This window comes from Pseudokineococcus basanitobsidens (assembly GCF_037482545.1).
Classification (GTDB): domain Bacteria; phylum Actinomycetota; class Actinomycetes; order Actinomycetales; family Quadrisphaeraceae; genus Pseudokineococcus; species Pseudokineococcus basanitobsidens.
Genome location: NZ_JBBIAA010000003.1, coordinates 173353 through 191893 on the forward strand (window position 1 = coordinate 173353; position 18541 = coordinate 191893).

At 77.2% G+C, this 18541-nt stretch carries 19 protein-coding genes; 15 read left to right on the top strand and 4 right to left on the bottom strand.

The window, feature by feature from the left end; all coding sequences use genetic code 11:
* Nucleotides 1-27: 27 nt before the first annotated feature.
* From WDZ17_RS05060 to WDZ17_RS05110, 11 genes are all read left to right on the top strand, one after another.
* On the top strand, nucleotides 28-978 hold the full coding sequence (locus WDZ17_RS05060) for an Ig-like domain-containing protein (RefSeq protein ID WP_339574047.1): 951 nt from the start codon (nucleotides 28-30) through the stop codon (nucleotides 976-978).
* Entirely contained in the window at nucleotides 975-1613 is a 639-nt protein-coding gene (locus WDZ17_RS05065; RefSeq protein WP_339574048.1) for a PulJ/GspJ family protein, read from the top strand. Before WDZ17_RS05060 ends, WDZ17_RS05065 begins: the two co-directional genes overlap by 4 nt.
* Nucleotides 1610-3220, top strand: a complete 1611-nt coding sequence (locus WDZ17_RS05070) for an RICIN domain-containing protein (protein WP_339574049.1) — start codon at nucleotides 1610-1612, stop codon at nucleotides 3218-3220. The genes WDZ17_RS05065 and WDZ17_RS05070 overlap by 4 nt, the downstream gene beginning before the upstream one ends.
* Entirely contained in the window at nucleotides 3217-4002 is a 786-nt protein-coding gene (locus WDZ17_RS05075) for a prepilin peptidase (protein ID WP_339574050.1), read from the top strand. Before WDZ17_RS05070 ends, WDZ17_RS05075 begins: the two co-directional genes overlap by 4 nt.
* Nucleotides 4003-4121: 119 nt before the next feature.
* Entirely contained in the window at nucleotides 4122-5174 is a 1053-nt protein-coding gene (pilM, locus tag WDZ17_RS05080; protein WP_339574051.1) for a type IV pilus assembly protein PilM, read from the top strand.
* Nucleotides 5171-6007, top strand: a complete 837-nt coding sequence (locus WDZ17_RS05085; protein WP_339574052.1) for a hypothetical protein — start codon at nucleotides 5171-5173, stop codon at nucleotides 6005-6007. Before pilM ends, WDZ17_RS05085 begins: the two co-directional genes overlap by 4 nt.
* Before the next feature lies 1 nt (nucleotide 6008).
* On the top strand, nucleotides 6009-6920 hold the full coding sequence (locus WDZ17_RS05090) for a type 4a pilus biogenesis protein PilO (RefSeq protein WP_339574053.1): 912 nt from the start codon (nucleotides 6009-6011) through the stop codon (nucleotides 6918-6920).
* Nucleotides 6917-8155: a hypothetical protein gene (locus WDZ17_RS05095; protein ID WP_339574054.1), complete on the top strand. Its 1239-nt coding sequence runs from the start codon at nucleotides 6917-6919 to the stop codon at nucleotides 8153-8155. The genes WDZ17_RS05090 and WDZ17_RS05095 overlap by 4 nt, the downstream gene beginning before the upstream one ends.
* Nucleotides 8156-8240: 85 nt before the next feature.
* The gene (gene aroC / locus WDZ17_RS05100; RefSeq protein WP_339574055.1) at nucleotides 8241-9449 is read left to right on the top strand and encodes a chorismate synthase; all 1209 of its coding nucleotides are present in this window, start codon (nucleotides 8241-8243) and stop codon (nucleotides 9447-9449) included.
* 173 nt (nucleotides 9450-9622) lie between these two features.
* Entirely contained in the window at nucleotides 9623-11716 is a 2094-nt protein-coding gene (locus WDZ17_RS05105) for a glycosyltransferase (RefSeq protein WP_339574056.1), read from the top strand.
* Nucleotides 11717-11885: 169 nt separating this feature from the next.
* On the top strand, nucleotides 11886-12710 hold the full coding sequence (locus tag WDZ17_RS05110; RefSeq protein ID WP_339574057.1) for a hypothetical protein: 825 nt from the start codon (nucleotides 11886-11888) through the stop codon (nucleotides 12708-12710).
* Between the two features lie 34 nt (nucleotides 12711-12744).
* On the opposite strand, the gene WDZ17_RS05115 is transcribed toward WDZ17_RS05110, so the two are convergent.
* The 3 genes from WDZ17_RS05115 to WDZ17_RS05125 all read right to left on the bottom strand — a co-directional run bounded on the left by WDZ17_RS05115 (nucleotide 12745) and on the right by WDZ17_RS05125 (nucleotide 14805).
* Entirely contained in the window at nucleotides 12745-13263 is a 519-nt protein-coding gene (locus WDZ17_RS05115; protein WP_339574058.1) for a shikimate kinase, read from the bottom strand.
* Complete coding sequence (gene aroQ / locus WDZ17_RS05120; RefSeq protein ID WP_339574059.1) at nucleotides 13260-13748, bottom strand: type II 3-dehydroquinate dehydratase; 489 nt, start codon at nucleotides 13746-13748, stop codon at nucleotides 13260-13262. The genes WDZ17_RS05115 and aroQ overlap by 4 nt, the downstream gene beginning before the upstream one ends.
* Nucleotides 13749-13875: 127 nt before the next feature.
* The gene (locus WDZ17_RS05125) at nucleotides 13876-14805 is read right to left on the bottom strand and encodes a hypothetical protein (protein WP_339574060.1); all 930 of its coding nucleotides are present in this window, start codon (nucleotides 14803-14805) and stop codon (nucleotides 13876-13878) included.
* A 237-nt stretch (nucleotides 14806-15042) separates the two neighbouring features.
* Between WDZ17_RS05125 and aroB the strand changes: the two genes are divergently transcribed.
* The 4 genes from aroB to nusB all read left to right on the top strand — a co-directional run bounded on the left by aroB (nucleotide 15043) and on the right by nusB (nucleotide 17940).
* The gene (aroB, locus tag WDZ17_RS05130; RefSeq protein ID WP_339574061.1) at nucleotides 15043-16131 is read left to right on the top strand and encodes a 3-dehydroquinate synthase; all 1089 of its coding nucleotides are present in this window, start codon (nucleotides 15043-15045) and stop codon (nucleotides 16129-16131) included.
* 132 nt (nucleotides 16132-16263) lie between these two features.
* Nucleotides 16264-16728, top strand: coding sequence for a VOC family protein (locus WDZ17_RS05135; RefSeq protein WP_339574062.1), 465 nt, complete (start codon nucleotides 16264-16266; stop codon nucleotides 16726-16728).
* A 224-nt stretch (nucleotides 16729-16952) separates the two neighbouring features.
* The gene (efp, locus tag WDZ17_RS05140; protein WP_339574063.1) at nucleotides 16953-17513 is read left to right on the top strand and encodes an elongation factor P; all 561 of its coding nucleotides are present in this window, start codon (nucleotides 16953-16955) and stop codon (nucleotides 17511-17513) included.
* Between the two features lies 1 nt (nucleotide 17514).
* Nucleotides 17515-17940 (top strand): transcription antitermination factor NusB, encoded by a 426-nt coding sequence (gene nusB, locus WDZ17_RS05145; protein ID WP_339574064.1) that lies wholly within the window; start codon nucleotides 17515-17517, stop codon nucleotides 17938-17940.
* Nucleotides 17941-18021: 81 nt separating this feature from the next.
* On the opposite strand, the gene WDZ17_RS05150 is transcribed toward nusB, so the two are convergent.
* Nucleotides 18022-18522: a transcriptional regulator gene (locus WDZ17_RS05150; RefSeq protein WP_339574065.1), complete on the bottom strand. Its 501-nt coding sequence runs from the start codon at nucleotides 18520-18522 to the stop codon at nucleotides 18022-18024.
* Nucleotides 18523-18541 lie beyond the last annotated feature (19 nt).

Genomic DNA, 18541 nt, shown 5'->3' on the forward strand with positions numbered 1-18541 from the left:
ACGACGTCGAGCCGTGGGGGGACGGGGATGCGCGAGCAGCGCGAGCACCGGGCCCCCTCGGGCGACGCCGGCCTCACGCTCGTCGAGGTCGTCGTCGCCATGGTGCTCGTCGTGGCCGTCGGCGCATCCCTGCTCGTCTTCTTCGGGCGCAGCTCCGCGCTGACGCAGTCGCTGGCGCGCAAGCAAGCCGCAGTCGCCCTCGCCGACGAGGCGATGGAGCTCGTCCGCACCGTCACCCCTGCGGCTGCCACCGCGACCGCCAGCGCCGTCGTCGGCGGGCGCACCGCCGACCTCGTCGCGGCGCAGTGGGCGGCCGCCCCGCCCGACGTCGCCGCCGCGCTGGCGCAGACGGCGCCCGCGTCCGACCCCACCGCCCTCGGCGGGAGCACCCCGGTCGTACCGCTGCGGACGACCGCCGCCGTGAGCGGCGTCGACTACATCGTCGACCGCTACGTCGGCACCTGCCGACGGCCCCTGACCACCTCGGCTCCCTGCAGCAGCGCGACCACGGTCGGGACCACGCTGCTGCGCGTCGTCGTGGCCGTCTCCTGGAGCGAGGGCGCCGGTACGAGCTGCGGCGGTGCCGCCTGCCGCTTCGTGCTCTCCTCGCTCGTCGACCCCCTGCCGGACCCGCAGTTCCTCACGAGCGGCGCCTCCGTCGGCGGGCTCGTCGGGGTGGCCAAGCCGGACGCCGCCACGGTCGCGGCCGGCGGCTCCGTCGAGATCAACGTCAAGAGCAACGACCTGGGGACCCTCGACCCCGCCCGACCGGTGACGGCCGTGGCCCCGGCCGGGCTCGTCCGGGGGAGCGTCGCCCTCGCCGGGGCCAGCGTGGGAGCCGTCACCTACACGGCCGGGAGCCTCACGCTGGTCGAGCGCCTCGTCGGCACCGGGTACACGGACGTCTTCCGCTACACCCTGCAGGACGCCGCCGGTCGCACGAGCACGGCCCTCGTCACGGTCACGGTGACGCCGTGAGCGCGGGCTCGAGGGGCCGTCCCCGACGGGTGCGGCGGGGTGAGGCCGGGTTCACGCTCGTGGAGCTCGTCGTCGCGATGAGCCTGCTCTCGCTGCTCGCGGGTCTCGTCATGGCCGTCGTGGTCGGCGCCACCCGGGAGACCGTGACCGCGACGAACAGCGCGGACGACGCCGCCGACCTGCGCCGCGCCTACACGGTCCTGGACGCCCAGGTGCGCAGCGCCGAGGCGCTCAACCGTGCCACCGCGCAGGCGGGTGCCTGGTACCTGGAGATGCGCCTCGCGCCCGCGGACGCCGGCGGCGCGTCCTCCTGCGCGCAGTGGCGCCTGTCCGCCGACGGGACGCTCGCCTACCGCACGTACCCCACGTCGGGGACCACCGGCGCCTCCGGCTGGCGCACGGTGGTCACCGAGCTCGTCGTCCCGGCCGCGACGGCGACGCCGCCGCTGCAGATGCAGCCGGCCGACGCCGTCCACGGACGCCAGCGCCTCGAGGTCGCTCTCACCGCCGAGCACGGGAGCACGCGGTCTGCGCAGCTGGACGTCACCCTGGTCGCCCGCAACACCACCGCCAGCACCGTGACGAACGGCCTGACCACCACCACCCACGTGTGCACCCAGGGAGGACGACCGTGAGCCGACCCGGCAGGTGGCCCGGCCCGCTCGCCGTCGTGCGCGCGGCACAGGCGTCGGCGGACCCACGGCCCGGTACGCCCGCGGACCGGCGCGACGGAGGGGCCGCCCTCGTCCTCGTCCTCGTCGTCATGATGCTGGGGGCGAGCCTCGCGCTGCTGGCGCTGACGGCCGTGACGTCGCAGGTCCGCCCCACCGCGGTCGAGCGCAAGCACGTCCGAGCGCTGCACGCCTCCGAGGCCGGCACCCAGGTCGCGCTGAGCATGCTGCAGAGCGCCACCACGCCGGACCCGCTGGTCGCCGGCAGCGTCGTGGGCGACCGCTCGCTGCTGCCCTGCCCGGGCGGCGGCACGGCCGCCTCCGGCGCCGTCGGCGGTCAGCCGGGGGACTACACCTACGCCGTGACCGTGCGGTACTTCCTCGCCGACCCCGAGGACATGACGACGACGCAGCGCACCGCGGCCGCGATGCCGTGCCCGCTGGCGGCCGTCCCGCAGTACGCCCTCATCACCTCGACGGGCGCCGCGCCGGCCGCGGGGGGCGTGGGGGCCGGCGAGGCGGACCGGACCACCGAGCTCGTCTACTCCTTCCGCACGGGCACGACCAACGTCGTCGGGGGCACGCTGGCGTCCGGGTCCACCTGCTGGCAGGCCGACGCGGCCGCACCGGGCGCGGCGATCCGGATGGCGACGTGCTCGGCCACCTCGCCGCTGCAGAAGTTCTCGTGGCGCGACGACCTCACGCTCGTCCTCGCCCCCAGCGTGACCACGGCCCCGCTGTGCGTCACGGCCGACCGCGCGGCCGGCGCCGGCAGCGCGACCCTGCCGGCGTCCCTCGCGCTGTGCGACGGCCTCCTCCACCAGTCGTGGGGCGTCAGCGACGGGCGCATCTTCTACGGGTACCCCGACGGCGTCGGCGGGGCCTCGCGACAGCTCTGCGCGGCCAGCGGTCTCCTGCAGGCCTCCTCGTCGTGCGGCACCGCCTTCACCATCGCCCAGGCCGTCGGCTCCGGCCGGGCGGGCAGCGTCTCCGCGAGCCAGCCGGACCGGGTGATCCACTGGGTCAGCTACGCCGAGTACGGCCGGTGCCTCGACGTCAACAGCTGGCGCATCACCAACGACCTCATCCTCTTCCCCTGCAAGCAGGACCCGAGGACCGGTGAGCTGCGCTGGAACCAGGGGTGGCTCTACGGCGCCCCGGACGCCGCGGGCCGGTCGGAGATGTCCACCTACTACGGGAGCACCAACGAGGACTACGCGAGCGCGAGGGCCCGCGGCGTCCCCCGGGTCTGCCTCGACGGCGCGGCGGCCACGGGCACCGCTCTCCAGCTGCGGACGTGCTCGGGCGCGCCGTCGCAGCGGCTCGTCGTGAACCGGGAGGTCACCGCCGCGGACGGCACGGTCGACTACGCCCGCAGCTACACCATCGTCGACAGCACCGGCCGCTGCCTCGACGTGGGGCCGCAGACGGCCGCGTCGGCCGGGAACGTCGGGACGACGGAGTGGTCCTCCGTGCGGTGGAGCGCCTGCACCGGCGGCAGCGCCCAGAAGTGGAACGCGCCGCCGAGCTTCACCCCCTCCAGCCAGACCGGCTTCCGCGAGGACTCGTGACCGCCGCCCTCGTCCTCGCCTGCGCCGTCCTGGGCCTGCTCGTCGGCTCCTTCCTCAACGTCGTCGTCCACCGGGTGCCGGCGGGGGAGTCGGTCGTCTCCCCGCCCAGCGCCTGCCCGCGGTGCGGGCACCGGCTGCGGGTGCGCGACAACGTGCCCGTCCTGTCGTGGCTCGTCCTGCGGGGGCGGTGCCGGGACTGCCGCGCGCCGATCAGCGCCCGCTACCCGCTGCTCGAGGCGGGCACGGCCGCCCTGCTGGCCCTCACGGCGCTGGAGCTCGGCCCCGTGCCCGCGCTGCCGGCCTTCCTCTACCTGGCCTGCGTCGCCGTCGCCCTCACCGCGATCGACCTCGAGCACCACCGGCTGCCCGACCGCATCGTCCTGCCGTCCTACGTCGTCGGCGCGGTGCTCCTGGTCGGAGCCGCTGCGCTGCAGCAGGACTGGTGGTCCCTCGGGCGGGCGGCCGTCGGGCTCGCCGCGCTCTGGCTGCTCTACTTCGGCCTCGCGGTCGCGAAGCCGGGCGGCATGGGGTTCGGCGACGTCAAGCTCGCCGGCCTGCTGGGGATGCACCTCGGCTACCTGGGCTGGGCGCCGCTGGTCGTCGGGGCCTTCGCCGCCTTCCTCGTGGGCGGCCTCGTCGGCGTCGCCCTGCTCGCGACCCGACGGGCCGGCCGCACGTCCGCCATCCCCTTCGGCCCGTTCATGCTCCTCGGCGCGGCGCTCGGCGTGGTCGTCGGCCCGGAGCTCGCGCAGGGCTACCTGCACCTCGTCGGCCTGGGCTGAGCCTCCCCCGCGAGGACGACCACCCGCACGGCTCAAGGCGGACCCCCGGGTGCCGATGAGGTGCGGGACGGCACCCCGCCGTCGGGGCGCCTGCCGGCGTCCGTCCCAGAGGAGGTGCCGTGCCCCGCACGAGCGTCGGTCTCGACATCGGGACCTCGGGCGTCCGCGCCGCCGAGGTGGCCCACACGCGCTCCGGCCCGGTCCTGGAGCGCTTCGCGTCCGTCGGCCTGCCGCACGGCGCCGTCCGCGACGGCGACGTCCTCGACGGGCCCGCGGTCACGGCGGCCGTCAAGGAGCTGTGGTCCCTCGGACGGTTCCGCTCGAAGCGCGTCGTCATCGGCGTCGCCTCCCAGCGCGTCGTCGTGCGCACGGTCGACCTCCCGAAGATGCCGCCGGAGGAGATCCGCAAGGCCCTGCCCTTCCAGGTCCAGGACGTCCTGCCGATGCCCGTCGACCAGGCGGTCCTGGACTTCCTGCCCGTCGAGGAGCGCACGGCCGAGGGGCAGACCACGGTCCGGGGCCTGCTCGTCGCGGCCGCCGAGGACGCCGTGCTCGCCCGGGTCGAGGCCGTCAGGGCGGCCGGGCTGCGGGTGGCCGGCGTCGACCTCGTGCCCTTCGCGCTGCTGCGCTCGGTCGCCAGCCCGGCCGGCAGCCGTGACGGCGCCGAGGCCGTCGTCGACGTGGGCGCCCGCGTGACGAACGTCGCCGTGCAGTCGCGCGGCGGCCCGCGCTTCGTCCGCGTGCTGCTGGGCGGCGGGGACCGCGTCGTCGACGAGCTCGTCACCTCCGGCCTCGACCCGGACGACGCCCGGCGCCTGCTGCGCGACGAGGGCGTCGACGTCGACGGGCGCGTCGACGGGGGCGACCCCCGCTCGGCGGCGGTCGTCACCCGCGCCGCCGAGCGCCTCGCCGAGGGCGTCCGCGGGTCGCTCGACTACTACTCGGCGACGCAGGGCGGCGACCCGCTGCGCTCCGTCGTCCTCGTCGGGGGGACGGCCCTGGTCCCCGGCTTCGCCGACCTCCTCTCCGACGTCGTCGGGCTGCCGGTTCGGCGCGGTGACGCGCTCTCCCGCCTGGTCGTCGGCCGCGGCGGGGCCGACGGGGAGCTCGCCGGCGAGGTGGCCGCGCTCGGCGGCGTGCCCGTCGGCCTCGCCCTCGGAGGTGCGGCGTGAGCTTCTCGAGCACCTTCGGTTCCACGCCCGGGACCGCGGGCGGCGCCGGCCTCCCGGGGCAGCGGCGCGCGGACGGCGCCGACGTGGAGGTCGTCGTCCTCGGCGGCGTCCCGCGCGTCGACCTCCTCCCGGCCTCGGTCGCCGCGGGCGACCGCTTCCGCCGCCTGCAGCTGGGCCTGGCGGCCGGGCTCGCCCTCGTCCTCGTCGGCGCCGCGGGCGCCACGCTCCTGGCGGGTGCCGGCGTCGCCGACGCGCAGCAGGACCTGGCGACCGAGCAGGCGCGCACGAGCGCCCTGCAGGCCGAGCAGGCGCAGTACGCCGAGGTGCCCCTGCTCCGCGGCCAGCAGGCGGCGCTCGAGCAGGCGCGCGACACCGCCATGGCGGACGACGTCCTCTGGTACCGGTACTCGGCCCGCCTCTCGAACGCCCTGCCGGCGGACCTGCGGCTGACCACGCTCGACATGCAGCTCGGGGACGACGGCGCCGTCGACCCGACCGCTGCCGTCGCGGGAGCACCTGCCGCCGCGCTCGGGAGCATGACGCTCTCGCTCGAGGGCAGCGCCGTCCCCGACACCGCGGACCTCCTCGACGTCCTCGGCGACGTCCCCGGCCTCGACGGGCCCTGGGCGGACAGCACCACCGCGGAGGGCGAGGGCGACGGGACGGTCGTGCAGGCGCACGCCGACGTCTCCGACGAGGCGCTCTCGCACCGGTACCCGGGCGCCGACGCCGCGACGACCGACGGGGGCACGACCGACGGGGGCACGACCGTCGGGGGCACGACCGACGGGGACGTGGCCGACGAGACGACGACCGAGGGGACGGGCAGCTGACGTGAGGCTGACGCGCACCACCGCATGGGTGGGCGGGACCGTGCTCCTGACCCTGCTCGCCGCGACCGCCACCTGGTTCCTGCTCGTGGGGCCCCGGCAGGAGGAGGCCGCGGCGCTGCGGGAGCAGACCGTCGCGACGGCGAGCACCAACGACGCCCTCGCCGCCCAGGTGCAGCAGCTGGAGATGCAGCTCGCCGACGTGCCCGCGACGCGCGCCGAGGTGGCCCGCCTGCGCGAGCAGGTCCCGGTGGACGCGGCGCTGCCCGACCTCCTGCGGCAGGTCTCCGCGCTGGCGGAGCAGGCCGGCGTCGAGCTCACCGGCGTCACGCCCACCGAGCCCGTCGTCGACCCCGCGGCCGCGGCCGTCCCCACCCCCGTCCCCTCGGCGACGAGCACGGCGGCGCCCGCGGACGGCACCGCCACGGACGGCACGGCGACGGACGGCACCGCCACGGACGGCACGACGACGGACGGCGCGGCGGCGGCTCCGGCCGAGGCGGCCGCCGTCCCGGGCGTGGAGACGGTGCCCGTGACCATCACCGCGGAGGGCACCTTCCCGCAGGTCCAGGAGCTGCTGCGCCTGGTCCAGGTGGAGATGGCCCGCGCGGTCCTCGTCCGCGGCGTCACGATGACCGCCGGGGAGAGCGGGACCCTCCAGCTCTCGATGACCGCGGAGGTCTTCACGCTGCCGGCGACCGACGCCGACGCGCGGCTCGCCGAGCTGGCGGCGTCCCCGCCGGTCGGCGGCGGCACGACGGAGGCGCCCGACGCCGTGCCGACGGAGGGCGTGACCCCCGTGGACGTCGTCGCCGCGTCCTCCGGGACGTCCCTGCCCACGAGCAGCCCGACCGGCTCCGGCGCCCCGTCGCCGCAGCCGGTCCCCACCACGCAGACCACCGGGGAGACGCAGTGAGCACCGGGACCCAGCCGGCCGGACGACCCGACGACGCCCCCGGCGGGGGGAGCGGCCTCGGGGGACCGCTCTTCGGGGACAACCCCTTCGCCTCGCCCCTCACGCCGTCCGCGCCGACGGCCGCCTCCCCGGTGGCCGGTCCCCGGACGACGGGCGCCGGTGCGGCCGTCACCGCGCCCTCCCCGGTGCCGCGGACACCCACGGGGTCCGGACCCGGGGCCCTCGAGCTGCCGGCCGGAGCACCTCGCGTGCTGCTCGGCCCGGCCCCCGGACCTCCCGGGGCGCCGACGACCGCCGGGACGCCCCGGCCGGCCCCGCCGACGGTCGCCGTGACGCCCCGGCCGGTCCCGCCGACGGTCGCCGGCCCCACCGGCGTCCCGGCCCCCCGGCTGCCCGGCGCGTCGGGCGCGGCGCCCGCCGGTGCGGGCTCCGCCCTGGCCGCCGTGGGAGCCGCCCTGCCTCCCCCCTCGTCCTCGTCCCTGTCCGGGTCCTCGCCCGCGCCGCCGGGTCGTGTGGTCCCGGCGAGCACGCCCGCGCCCGCGCCGGGCTCCCGCCGCCGCCTGCTCGTGCTGGCCGGCGCCGGGGCGGCCGCGCTCGCGGTCCTCGGTGGGGTCCTCCTCCTCGGCGGACCGTCCGCCGAGGAGGAGGTCCTGCCCGTGGTGAGCGCCGCACCGGCGCCGACCGCGGGGGCGGCGGCGGGCGAGGCCGCCGCCGCGGAGCCCGCGCTCGCCGAGGAGGCCGTCGTGCGCGACCCCTTCGCCGGGGGTACCGGCGGCGCGGCCGCAGACCCGGACGTCGTGGAGCCGGCGGCCACCGGCGGCGGGACCGGCACCGACACCGGGACCGCCGGCACCGGCACCGTCGGCACCGGGACGGGCACCTCGGGCACGACCGGGACCACCACGAGCCCCGCGCCCGGGACGCCCCCCGCCGACGGCTCGGCGCCCGCGACGACGACGTCCGCGGCGCCGGTCCCCGCCGGCCTGCAGGTGACGTGGACGGACGTGCGCGAGGGCGGCTGGTACGTCTTCACGCTCGTCGACGGCACGGACGGCACGACGGTCGCCGCCACGGCGGGCAGCCCGCTCGGGCTGCAGGCCCCGGAGTCCGACGTCGTGTTCACCGGCGGGGGCACCGCCTCCGACGGCGCCGGCGGCACCGTCGAGACCGCGGCGGTCCGCACGAGCACCGGTGTGCTGCAGCTGGTCCGGGGGGAGACGGTGACGATCTCCTGACCGTCTCGGGCTCCGGCCCCTCGCCGCTGCCCACGTCGCGGGCGCGCCGACCACCCCGCCGGCCACCGGTGCGAGGATCACGCGCGTGCTCAGGTGGCTGACGGCAGGGGAGTCCCACGGTCCGGCGCTCGTCGGTGTCCTCGAGGGGGTGCCGGCCGGCGTCGCCGTGACGACGGCCGACGTGCAGGCGGCGCTCGCCCGCCGCCGTCTCGGCTACGGGCGAGGCGCGCGGATGTCCTTCGAGGCCGACGCGGTCACCGTCCTCGGCGGGCTGCGCCACGGGCTCACGCAGGGGGGCCCCGTGGCGATCCAGGTCGCCAACACCGAGTGGCCGAAGTGGTCGACCGTGATGTCCGCCGACCCCGTCGACGCCGACGAGCTCGCCGGGCAGAAGCGCGGGGCCCCGCTCACCCGGCCCCGTCCCGGTCACGCCGACCTCGTGGGGATGCAGAAGTACGGCTTCGACGAGGCCCGGCCCGTCCTCGAGCGCGCCAGCGCCCGCGAGACGGCGGCCCGCGTCGCGCTCGGCGCCGTCGCCGCGGCGTTCTGCGAGCAGGCGGCCGGCATCCGGCTCGTCAGCCACACCGTCGCCATCGGCACCGCCGGCTCCGCCGACGACGCCGTGCTGCCCGGTCCCGACGACGTCGACGCGCTCGACGCCGACCCCGTGCGGAGCCTCGACCCGGCCGGGTCGGCCGCGATGGTCGCGGAGGTCGACGCGGCCCACAAGGACGGCGACACGCTCGGCGGCGTCGTCGAGGTCCTCGCCTACGGCCTCCCCCCGGGCCTGGGGAGCCACGTGCACTGGGACCGCCGGCTCGACTCCCGACTCGCCGGGGCGCTCATGGGCATCCAGGCGATCAAGGGCGTCGAGGTCGGCGACGGCTTCCGCACCGCGGCCCGCCGCGGGTCGGCGGCCCACGACGAGATCGAGCGCGGGGACGACGGGCGCCTGCGCCGTCGCACCGGTCGCGCCGGTGGCACGGAGGGGGGCATGAGCACGGGCGACGTCCTGCGGGTGCGGGCGGCCATGAAGCCCATCGCCACGGTGCCCCGGGCGCTCGCGACCGTCGACGTCGCCACGGGCGAGGACGCGCGGGCGCACCACCAGCGCTCCGACGTCTGCGCCGTGCCGGCCGCCGGCGTCGTCGCCGAGGCGATGACGGCGCTGGTGCTCGCCGAGGCCGTCGTCGAGAAGTTCGGCGGCGACTCGGTCACCGAGACCCGTCGCAACGTCACGTCCTACCTCGACGCCCTCCCCGAGGCGCTGCGCAGCGAGCGCGCGGCCGGGTAGACCGGCTCACCCGCACGGCCGGCACCCCCGGCCCACCACCTCCGGCCCACCACCTCCGGCCCACCACCTCCGGCTCCCGCGCACGCCGGACCGGGGGCCGTCTCAAGGTCACCCGGACGGGTGCCGATGCCTCTCGCGGGGAGGACGACCGGGCCTGCCCGCGGAGGCGCCCGATGACCACGACCCCCCTGCCCGCCGGCGGCGCCCACCGGTCCCCGGCCTCCACCGCGCCCGGCGCCGCGGCGGTGCCCGCGCCCCGGGCCGACGCCGACGCGCCCGTGCCCCTCGGCGCCGCCCTCGTCGACCGGGGCCTGCTCACGGCGGGCCAGCTCGAGGACGCCCTCACGGCGCAGCGCCGGTCCCGCAGCCGCCTCGGGGACGTGCTCGTCGCCTCCGGCCTCGTGGCCCGCCAGGACCTCTACCGCACGCTCGCCGCGCTGTGGGGGCGCGACTTCGTCGACGTCCCCGCGGCCGGTCTCGACGCCTCGCTTGGCCTCGGGCTCGACCCGGCCCGTCTCGCCGCGGAGGGCTGGCTGCCCGTGCGCCGCGAGGCCGGCGGCGTCCTCGTCGCGTCCGCCGAGCGGCCGACCCCGGAGCGCCACGCCCGCGTCGAGCGGGCGCTCGCCGCCGCCGGGCACCGCGGGCCGGTCACCGTCGGCGTGACGAGCGGCTGGGACGTCTCGCAGGGCCTCATGCGCCTGTACGGCGCCCACCTCGTCGACGAGGCCGCCAACGGGCTGTGGCGCCGCAGCGACGTCCTGTCCGCCCGTCGCGTGCTCGACGGGCGCCAGCGCGTCGTCGCGGTCGTCTCCGCCGTCCTCGTCGCGGTCGCCGTGGTGCTGGCGCCCCGGACGTCGCTGGTCGTCGCCTCGGCCGCCGTCGCGCTCGGCTTCGGCCTCTCCGTGCTCTTCAAGTTCGCCGTCTGCATGGCCGGGGCCCGTCACGAGCACGAGCACGAGGGCGACGCACCGGCCGCCGGCTCCGGTCGTCCCCCGGCGCGGGGCGGCTCCGTGCTCGCCATCAGCGACGCCGACGTGGCCGCCCTGCGCGACGAGGACCTGCCGGTCTACACCGTGCTCGTCCCGGTCTACCGGGAGGCGGACGTCGTCGCCGACCTCGTCGAGAACCTCGGCCGGCTGGACTACCCGGCGGACAAGCTGGAGATCCTCCTGCTGCTCGAGGAGGACGACGACGAGACCCTCGACGCCGCCCGCGGCGCGCGCTGCCCCGAGACCGTCACGTTCGTCCGCGTGCCCCGCGGCGGCCCCCAGACCAAGCCGAAGGCGTGCAACGTCGGGCTCTTCTTCGCCCGCGGCGAGCACCTCGTCATCTACGACGCCGAGGACCGGCCCGACCCGGACCAGCTCAAGCGCGCCGTCGTCGCCTTCCGCCGCGCGCGCGAGGCCGGCGACGACTCCCTCGTCTGCGTGCAGGCGGCCCTCAACTACTGGAACGCCGAGGAGAACGCGCTGACGCGGATGTTCACCCTCGAGTACTCGTTCTGGTTCGACTACATGCTGCCCGGGCTCGACGCCCACCGGCTGCCGATCCCGCTGGGCGGCACGTCGAACCACTTCCGCACGCGGGAGCTCCGGCTCCTCGGCGGCTGGGACCCGCACAACGTCACCGAGGACGCCGACCTCGGCATCCGCGCCGCGGCCGCGGGCCTGACCGTCGGCGTCATCCGCTCCACGACGATGGAGGAGGCCAACCGCGCCTACGGCAACTGGGTCCGGCAGCGGTCCCGGTGGATCAAGGGGTACCTGCAGACGACGCTCGTGCACCTGCGCCGACCCGTCGCGCTCGTGCGGGAGACCGGCGTGCGGCAGGCGCTGGGCTTCGCGGCGCTCGTCGGCGGCACGCCGCTGAGCTTCCTGCTCGGCCCGCCCCTCTACGCCGTCTTCCTCGCCTCGCTCGTGCTCGGCGACCGCCTCGACGGGCTCTTCCCGGGGTGGGTGCTCTGGCTGAGCCTCGGCAACCTGCTGCTCGGCAACGGCCTCATGGTCTACGTCTCGATGCTCGGCGCCTTCCGCCGGCGCAACCACCGGCTCGTGCCGTGGGCGCTGGCCAACCCCCTCTACTGGCTGCTCCACTCGGCCGCCGCGTACAAGGCGCTGTGGCAGCTGGTCACCCGACCGCACTACTGGGAGAAGACCACCCATGGCCTCAGCAGTCTCACCGGCACCGCTGCCGCCCCCGCCGACGGCGCCCACGACCGGGGAGACCCCCTCCCGGGCCGTGCCGGGGCCGCGGGAGGCGCCGCCTGAGCCGCGTCGGTCGGCTCCGTCCGGGGCACCCGGGGCGAGCGCTCCCGCCGCCGACGTCCCCGCCGCGGGAGCCCACCCCGCGGGCCCGGCTCCCGCGGGCCGCTCGGTCGCGTCGCGCAGCGGTCGGGCCCGCCGCGGGAACGGACGTCGACGCCTCGTCGGCCTCCTCGTGGCCGGGCCCCCGGTCGCCGTCCTGGTGGGCGTCGTCACCGCCGCGGCGCTGGACGTCTCGGCGCCCGCGGCGGTGCTCCTCACCGGGCCGACCACCGGCGTGGGGTGGGGCGACGTCGCCGTGCGCCTCCTCGCGGTCGCCCTCCTCGCGGCGGCCTCGCTCGCCGGGCACGACGCGCTGCGGCGGTCGTCCCGACCGGGCCTCGCCGTGGCCCTGCCGGTCCTCGTCGCCGCCCCCGTCGGCGGCCTGGCGCTCGTCGAGCCCGACGGCGCCGGCGCGGCGGCCGGTCTGCTGGCGGCCGTCCTGGGCGCCGCCGCCTTCGTCCGCCGGCGGGCCTCGCACGCCGGCTTCACGGCGGGGCTGCTCCTCGCGGTGGTGGCCGTCCTGGTGCCCGCCTCGGCAGTCGTGGCGCTGGTCGTGGCCGCGACGGCGTCGCGGTGGCCCGGCAGCGCCCTGCGCGGCGAGCCGGGCGCCGGACGGGCGGTGGCCCTCGTCCTCGCCTTCCCCGTCCTGGCCGTCGGGGCGTCCTGGGCCTACCTCGCGTGGCGGGTCCCCGGTGTGGTCCCGGGCGTGGCGGCGGGCGGCTCGCCGCTCGTCGCGGCCCGGGAGGCGCTGGGCAGCGCCGTGCGGGACGCGGCCGAGCTGGTGACGGGTGCGGCCACGAGCCTCGCGAGCGCCGCCGGCGGCCTGCCGCCCGGCGTCGCCGCGGGAGCCGTCCCCGCCCTCGTGCTCGGCGCCGTCCTCGCCCGGGGCCGCGCCCGCGCGCTCCTGTCGCTGCTCGCGGCGGCGGCGGGGGTCCTCGCGGTGGTCGTCACCGGCTGACAGGCGGTCCGGACCGCCGCGGCGGGCGCGCGGGTCAGGCGTCCCGCCCGGTCTCCCCGGCGCGCAGCACCGCGTCGGCGACCTCGGCGGGGGAGCGGCCCGCGGTCGCGACGACCCGCGACGCGACGCGGGCGAAGGACGGCAGGCGGCGGGCGTGCACCGCGGCGAGGTCGGGCCGCGCGAGCATCGGTCGGCCCGGGTCGTCCCCGACCCGGGCGCGGGCCTCGGCGAGGTCGACCTCGAGGAGGACGACCTCCGCGCCGGGCCGACGGACCGGGAGCGCCGCCAGCGACCGCTGCGTCCCCGGGTGCTCGACCGCCCCGCCGCCGAGGGCCACGACCGCGTCCTCGCCGGCCAGGAGGTCGTCGACCACCTCGTGCTCCAGCGTCCGGAACGCGGCCTCGCCGTCCGCGGCGAAGACCTCGGCGACGCTGCGCCCCTGCCGCTCGACCAGCACGTGGTCGGCGTCGCGGAAGGGCAGGTCGAGGCGGGCGGCGAGCAGGCGCCCGACCGTGGTCTTGCCGGCGCCGAGGAAGCCGACGAGGACGATCACTCGTCCGCGGCGGGGCCGTCGGGGGACGCGCCGGTGCCCGCGGCGGCGCCGGTGGTCCCCGTCGACCCGCCCAGCCACGACAGCGCCGCGAGGTAGCCGCCCGGACCCAGACCTGCCACGACCCCGGTGGCCATCGGGCTCACGAGGCTGCGGTGCCGGAACTCCTCGCGCGCATGGATGTTCGAGAGGTGCACCTCCACCAGCGGCGCGGTGAGCATGGCGCACGCGTCCCGCAGCGCCACGGACGTGTGGCTCCACCCGGCGGGGTTGAGGACCACGGGCAGGCCCTCGTCGGCCGCCTCGTGCAGCCAGCCGAGCATCTCGTGCTCCGCGTCGGTCTGGCGCACCTCGACCTCCAGGCCGAGCCGCCCGCCGTGCGCGCGCAGCGACGCGGCCAGCTCCTCGTGGGTCGTGCTCCCGTAGACGTCCGGCTCCCGGGTCCCGAGCCGACCGAGGTTCGGGCCGTTGAGGACGAGCACGCGCACGGTCAGCCTCCGGGGAGCGGCGGTCGAGGTCGCGCGATGCTCCCACGACGACGAGGAGCAGCACCGTGGGTGCCCGTCTTCCGCGAGGCGACCTGCAGAGGTCCGGCCCCCTGCGCGTCGTCGCAGGTCACGGCCTCGACCTCGGACCCGGACGGCACTTCTGCAGGTCGCCTCGCTCCCCACGCCCCGCGTCGACCAGGGCGACGGCGCGTCGGACGGCCTCGGCGACGCCTTCCGGCGCGCCGACCACCTGCTCCCAGGTGAAGCGCAGGACGAGGAAGCCGGCGAGGACGAGGGCGTTGTACCGCTCGCAGTCACGGACGAGCGCCGGCCGTGAGCCGTGCCACGCGAAGCTGTCCGCCTCGAGGACGAGGCACCGCCCTTCGTCCACCAGGTCGGGGCGCACCAGGCCGAGGGGGCCGGCGTCGACCACGACCTGCGGCACGAAGCTCCCGGCCCCGCTGCGCAGGACGACCGCGCGCAACGCCGACTCGAACGGGTTGGCACTGCGTCCGTCCGCCGCTGCCGCCACGGTGACGGCGGCGGCGCGACCCGCGCCGCGGAGTGCGACCGCCGCGCTGACCAGCTCACCGGGGGTGACTAGCCCGCGTCGCAGGAAGCCGTCGGCGATCCCGAGCGCCTCGGGGAAGGGCATCGAGCGGGCGCAGTCGAGAGCCGTCCGCAGCGGCGAGGTGACCGGGCCCTCGACGTCGGCCGCGGACAGGTCGGCCCAGCGCAGGTGGGTCCCAGGAAGGGGGCGTCGGCGTCGCGCCGTCCGAGGGACGGTGACGCAGACGCGGCCCGGCCGGTGCAGCGGCTCGACCATCCACAGCTGAGCGGCGCTGGAGTGCGAGACGACCCCGCGCACGGACGCCGCAGCGCGCAGCGCCGTGGGTGTCGTCGCGAGAGCGCAGACGCCCCAGCCGACCCGGTCGACCTCGCCACCGGTGACAGCGCGGTCGACGGTGCTGCGCCCGTGGTCGCGCACGAGAGCACCGACGGCGGCGGTGCCACCCCGGCGCGCGAGGTCGTCCAGGAGCGTGCCGACGGCATCCATGCCGGCAGGGTCGTGAGCCGAAGCCCTCGCGCGCTGCGCTCGTCCACAGGCGTCCGCGAGCGGAGCTGCCGCGCGTGCTGACCTGCAGAAGTGCAACAGCCGGATCATCCCTGCAGGTCAGGGGCCCGCCACCTCGCCGGCGGCCCACTTCTGCAGGTCACCTCGCGGGCGGTCGCACGTCCGGCCCGGTCGCGGCGCCGTCGCGGTCGCACGTGGGCCGGTGGCTAGGGTCTGCGGGTGAGCGAGAGCAAGACGACCCGGATCACGGTGGCGGGGGAGCGGCCGTACGACGTGCTCGTGGGCCGGGGGCTGCTCGGCGAGCTCCCGGGGATGCTCGGCGGCGAGGTGCGCAAGGTCCTCGTCGTGCACCCGCGCGCGCTGCGGGCCACGGGCGAGGCGGTGCGCGAGGACCTCGTGGCCGCCGGGTACGAGGCGGTCGCGGCCGAGGTGCCCGACGACGAGGACGCCAAGTCCGCGCAGGTCGCCGCCTTCTGCTGGGGCGTGCTCGGCCAGGCGTCCTTCACCCGCACCGACGCCGTCGTCGCCGTGGGCGGGGGCACGGTGACCGACCTCGCGGGCTTCGTCGCCGCGACCTGGCTGCGCGGGGTCCGCGTGGTGCACGTCCCCACGACCCTGCTGGGGATGGTCGACGCCGCCGTCGGCGGCAAGACGGGCCTCAACACCGCGGAGGGCAAGAACCTCGTCGGCGCCTTCCACCCGCCGGCGGGCGTGCTCTGCGACCTCGCGACGCTGGAGACGCTGCCGCGCAACGACCTGCTCGCCGGGATGGCCGAGGTCGTCAAGTGCGGCTTCGTGGCCGACCCGGTCATCCTCGAGCGCGTCGAGGCCGACCCCGACGCGGTCGGCGACCACGCCTCACCGCTGGTGCGCGAGCTCGTAGAGCGCGCGGTCGCCGTCAAGGCGGACGTCGTCGGCCGCGACCTGCGCGACACCGGCGACCGGGAGGTCCTCAACTACGGGCACACGCTGGGGCACGCGATCGAGCTCTCGGAGCGCTTCGCGTGGCGGCACGGGGCCGCGGTGAGCGTGGGGATGGTCTTCGCCGCCGAGCTGGCGTCGCTCGCCGGGCGGCTCGACCGCTCCGTCGTCGACCGGCACCGCTCGGTGCTCGGCGCCCTCGGCCTGCCGCTCACCTACCGCGGCGACCGCTGGCCGCAGCTGCTGCAGGCCATGGGCCGGGACAAGAAGACCCGCGGCGACCGGCTGCGTTTCGTCGTCCTCGACGACGTCGCCCGGCCGACCCGGCTCGAGGGGCCCGACCCCTCCCTGCTCGCCGCCGCCTACGCCAGCATCAGCCGGGACTGACGTGCCGCGGTGACCGGCCCCGGGCGACCGACCCCGGGTGACCGGTCTCGGACGACCCGTCCGGGGGCCCGGTCCGCCGCGCCGAGGAGGGTCCGCCGCGCCGATGACGGCCCGCCGTGCGAGCGTCGCCGCATGAGCGAGACGCCCCCCAGCCCGACGCCCACCGCCGACACCGGGCGGGTGTCGCCCACCGGCTACGCGCACGTGCGGATCACCGTGACCGACATCGCCCGGTCCCGGGCCTTCTACGACGCCGTCTTCGGCTGGGACGTCGCCTTCGAGGTGCCCGCCGACGCCGACGAGGCGACGCGCGAGCAGCTCGGGTTCCTCTACGACGGCGTGATCTACGCCTTCGCGGGCGGCCTGTTCGGCCTGCGGCCCGTCGCGCCCGGCGACGACGCCTTCGACCCCGACCGGGTCGGGCTCGACCACGTCTCCTTCACCGTCAGCCAGCGCTCGGAGCTGGACGCCGCGGTCGAGGTCCTCGACCGCCTCGGCGTCGCCCACGAGCCGGTCAAGGACGTGGGGAACTTCTCGATCCTCGAGCTGAAGGACCCGGACGGCATCGCCCTGGAGCTGACGGCGCTCACCGGCTGAGCGCCGTCCGGCCGGGCGGCCGGGCGGCCGCGGGCGGGAGACGGTCGGGGAGGCGGGGGAGGACCCGCCCGCGGCGGTAGCCTGGGACGACCTCCTCGGTCGTCGCCGCGCCGCCGCGCCCTGCCGTGCGCCGGGCCGCCGGCGCTGCGTGGCCGGCGACCGGGGGCGCCGACGCGGGGCACCACCGCCGGCGACGACCAGCGACCTGCGACGGACGGACTCCTGTGGCCTCGACGAACGACCTGAAGAACGGCACCGTGCTCAACATCGACGGCCAGCTCTGGTCCGTCGTGGAGTTCCAGCACGTGAAGCCGGGCAAGGGCGGCGCCTTCGTGCGCACGAAGATGAAGAACGTCCTCTCCGGCAAGGTCGTGGACCGCACCTTCAACGCCGGCGCCAAGGTCGAGACCGCCACGGTCGACCGCCGCGACATGCAGTACCTGTACCGCGACGGCGCCGACTTCGTCTTCATGGACCCGGGCACCTTCGACCAGATGATGGTCGCCGAGAAGGTCGTCGGCGAGGCCGCGAACTTCCTGCTCGAGGGCTCCACCGCCCAGGTGGCCACGCACGAGGGCGAGCCGCTGTACGTCGAGCTGCCCGCCTCGGTCGTGCTCGAGGTGACCTACACCGAGCCGGGCCTGCAGGGCGACCGGTCCACGGGCGGCACGAAGCCGGCGACCGTGGAGACCGGGTACCAGATCTCCGTCCCGCTGTTCCTGGAGACCGGCACCAAGGTGAAGGTGGACACCCGCTCGGGCGACTACCTCGGTCGCGTCAGCTGACGTGGCCGCCCGCAGCAAGGCCCGCAAGCGGGCCCTCGACGTCCTCTTCGAGGCCGAGCAGCGTGGCCTGCCGCCGATGGACCTCCTGGCGCAGCGGCTCGCGTCGACGAACCCGTCCGACCCCGGGGCCACCGCGATGCCGCAGTACGCGGCGGACCTGGTCGAGCTCGTCGTGGACCACCTGCCCCGCATCGACGAGCTGCTGTCCACCTACTCGCAGGGGTGGACGGTGGCCCGGATGCCGGACGTCGACCGGTGCGTCCTGCGCCTCGGGACGGCCGAGCTGCTGTGGGGCGACGTGCCCGACGCCGTCGCCGTCGACGAGGCGGTCGACCTCGCGCGCACGCTCTCGACGGACGACTCGCCCGCCTTCGTCAACGGCGTCCTCGGCCGGCTGCTCGGCATGAAGCCGGCCCTGCTGGCCTGAGCGCCCCTCCGACGACGCCACGACGCCGCGGCCCCCGTGCGGGAGCCGCGGCGTCGTCACGTCACGGGGAGGCTCAGAGCTTCACAGGTCCGGCAGGGCGACCGCCCGCCGGGCCTCCTCGTCGAGGACGCCCCAGCCGATGAGGCGCTCGGTGAGCGCCGACGGCGGCAGGTCGAAGATCACCGCCAGCGAGCGCAGGTCGTCGACGCGGATGGGCATCTCGTCCGACTGCTCGTCGCCGCGGGCCTCGCGGATGTCCGAGAGGTAGCGCAGCAGCGGCCCCGACTGCTCGGTCGGCACCTGGCGCAGCCGCTCGAGGTCGAGCACGAGCCGGGGAGGCGGCAGCGCCGTCTCGCCCGGGGTCGTCTCGGGCAGCAGCGCCGTCACCGGCACGTCGTAGAACTCCGCCAGCTCGGCGAGCCGCTGGACGGTCACCGCCCGGTCGCCCCGCTCGTAGGAGCCGACGACGACCGCCTTCCAGTGGCCCTGGGACTTCGCCTCGACGCCCTGCAGCGACAGGCCCTGCCGCGTCCGGACCGACCGCAGCCGGTTCCCGAGCACCTTCGCGTACTCCGATGCCACCGCACCCCTCCTGGTGGGC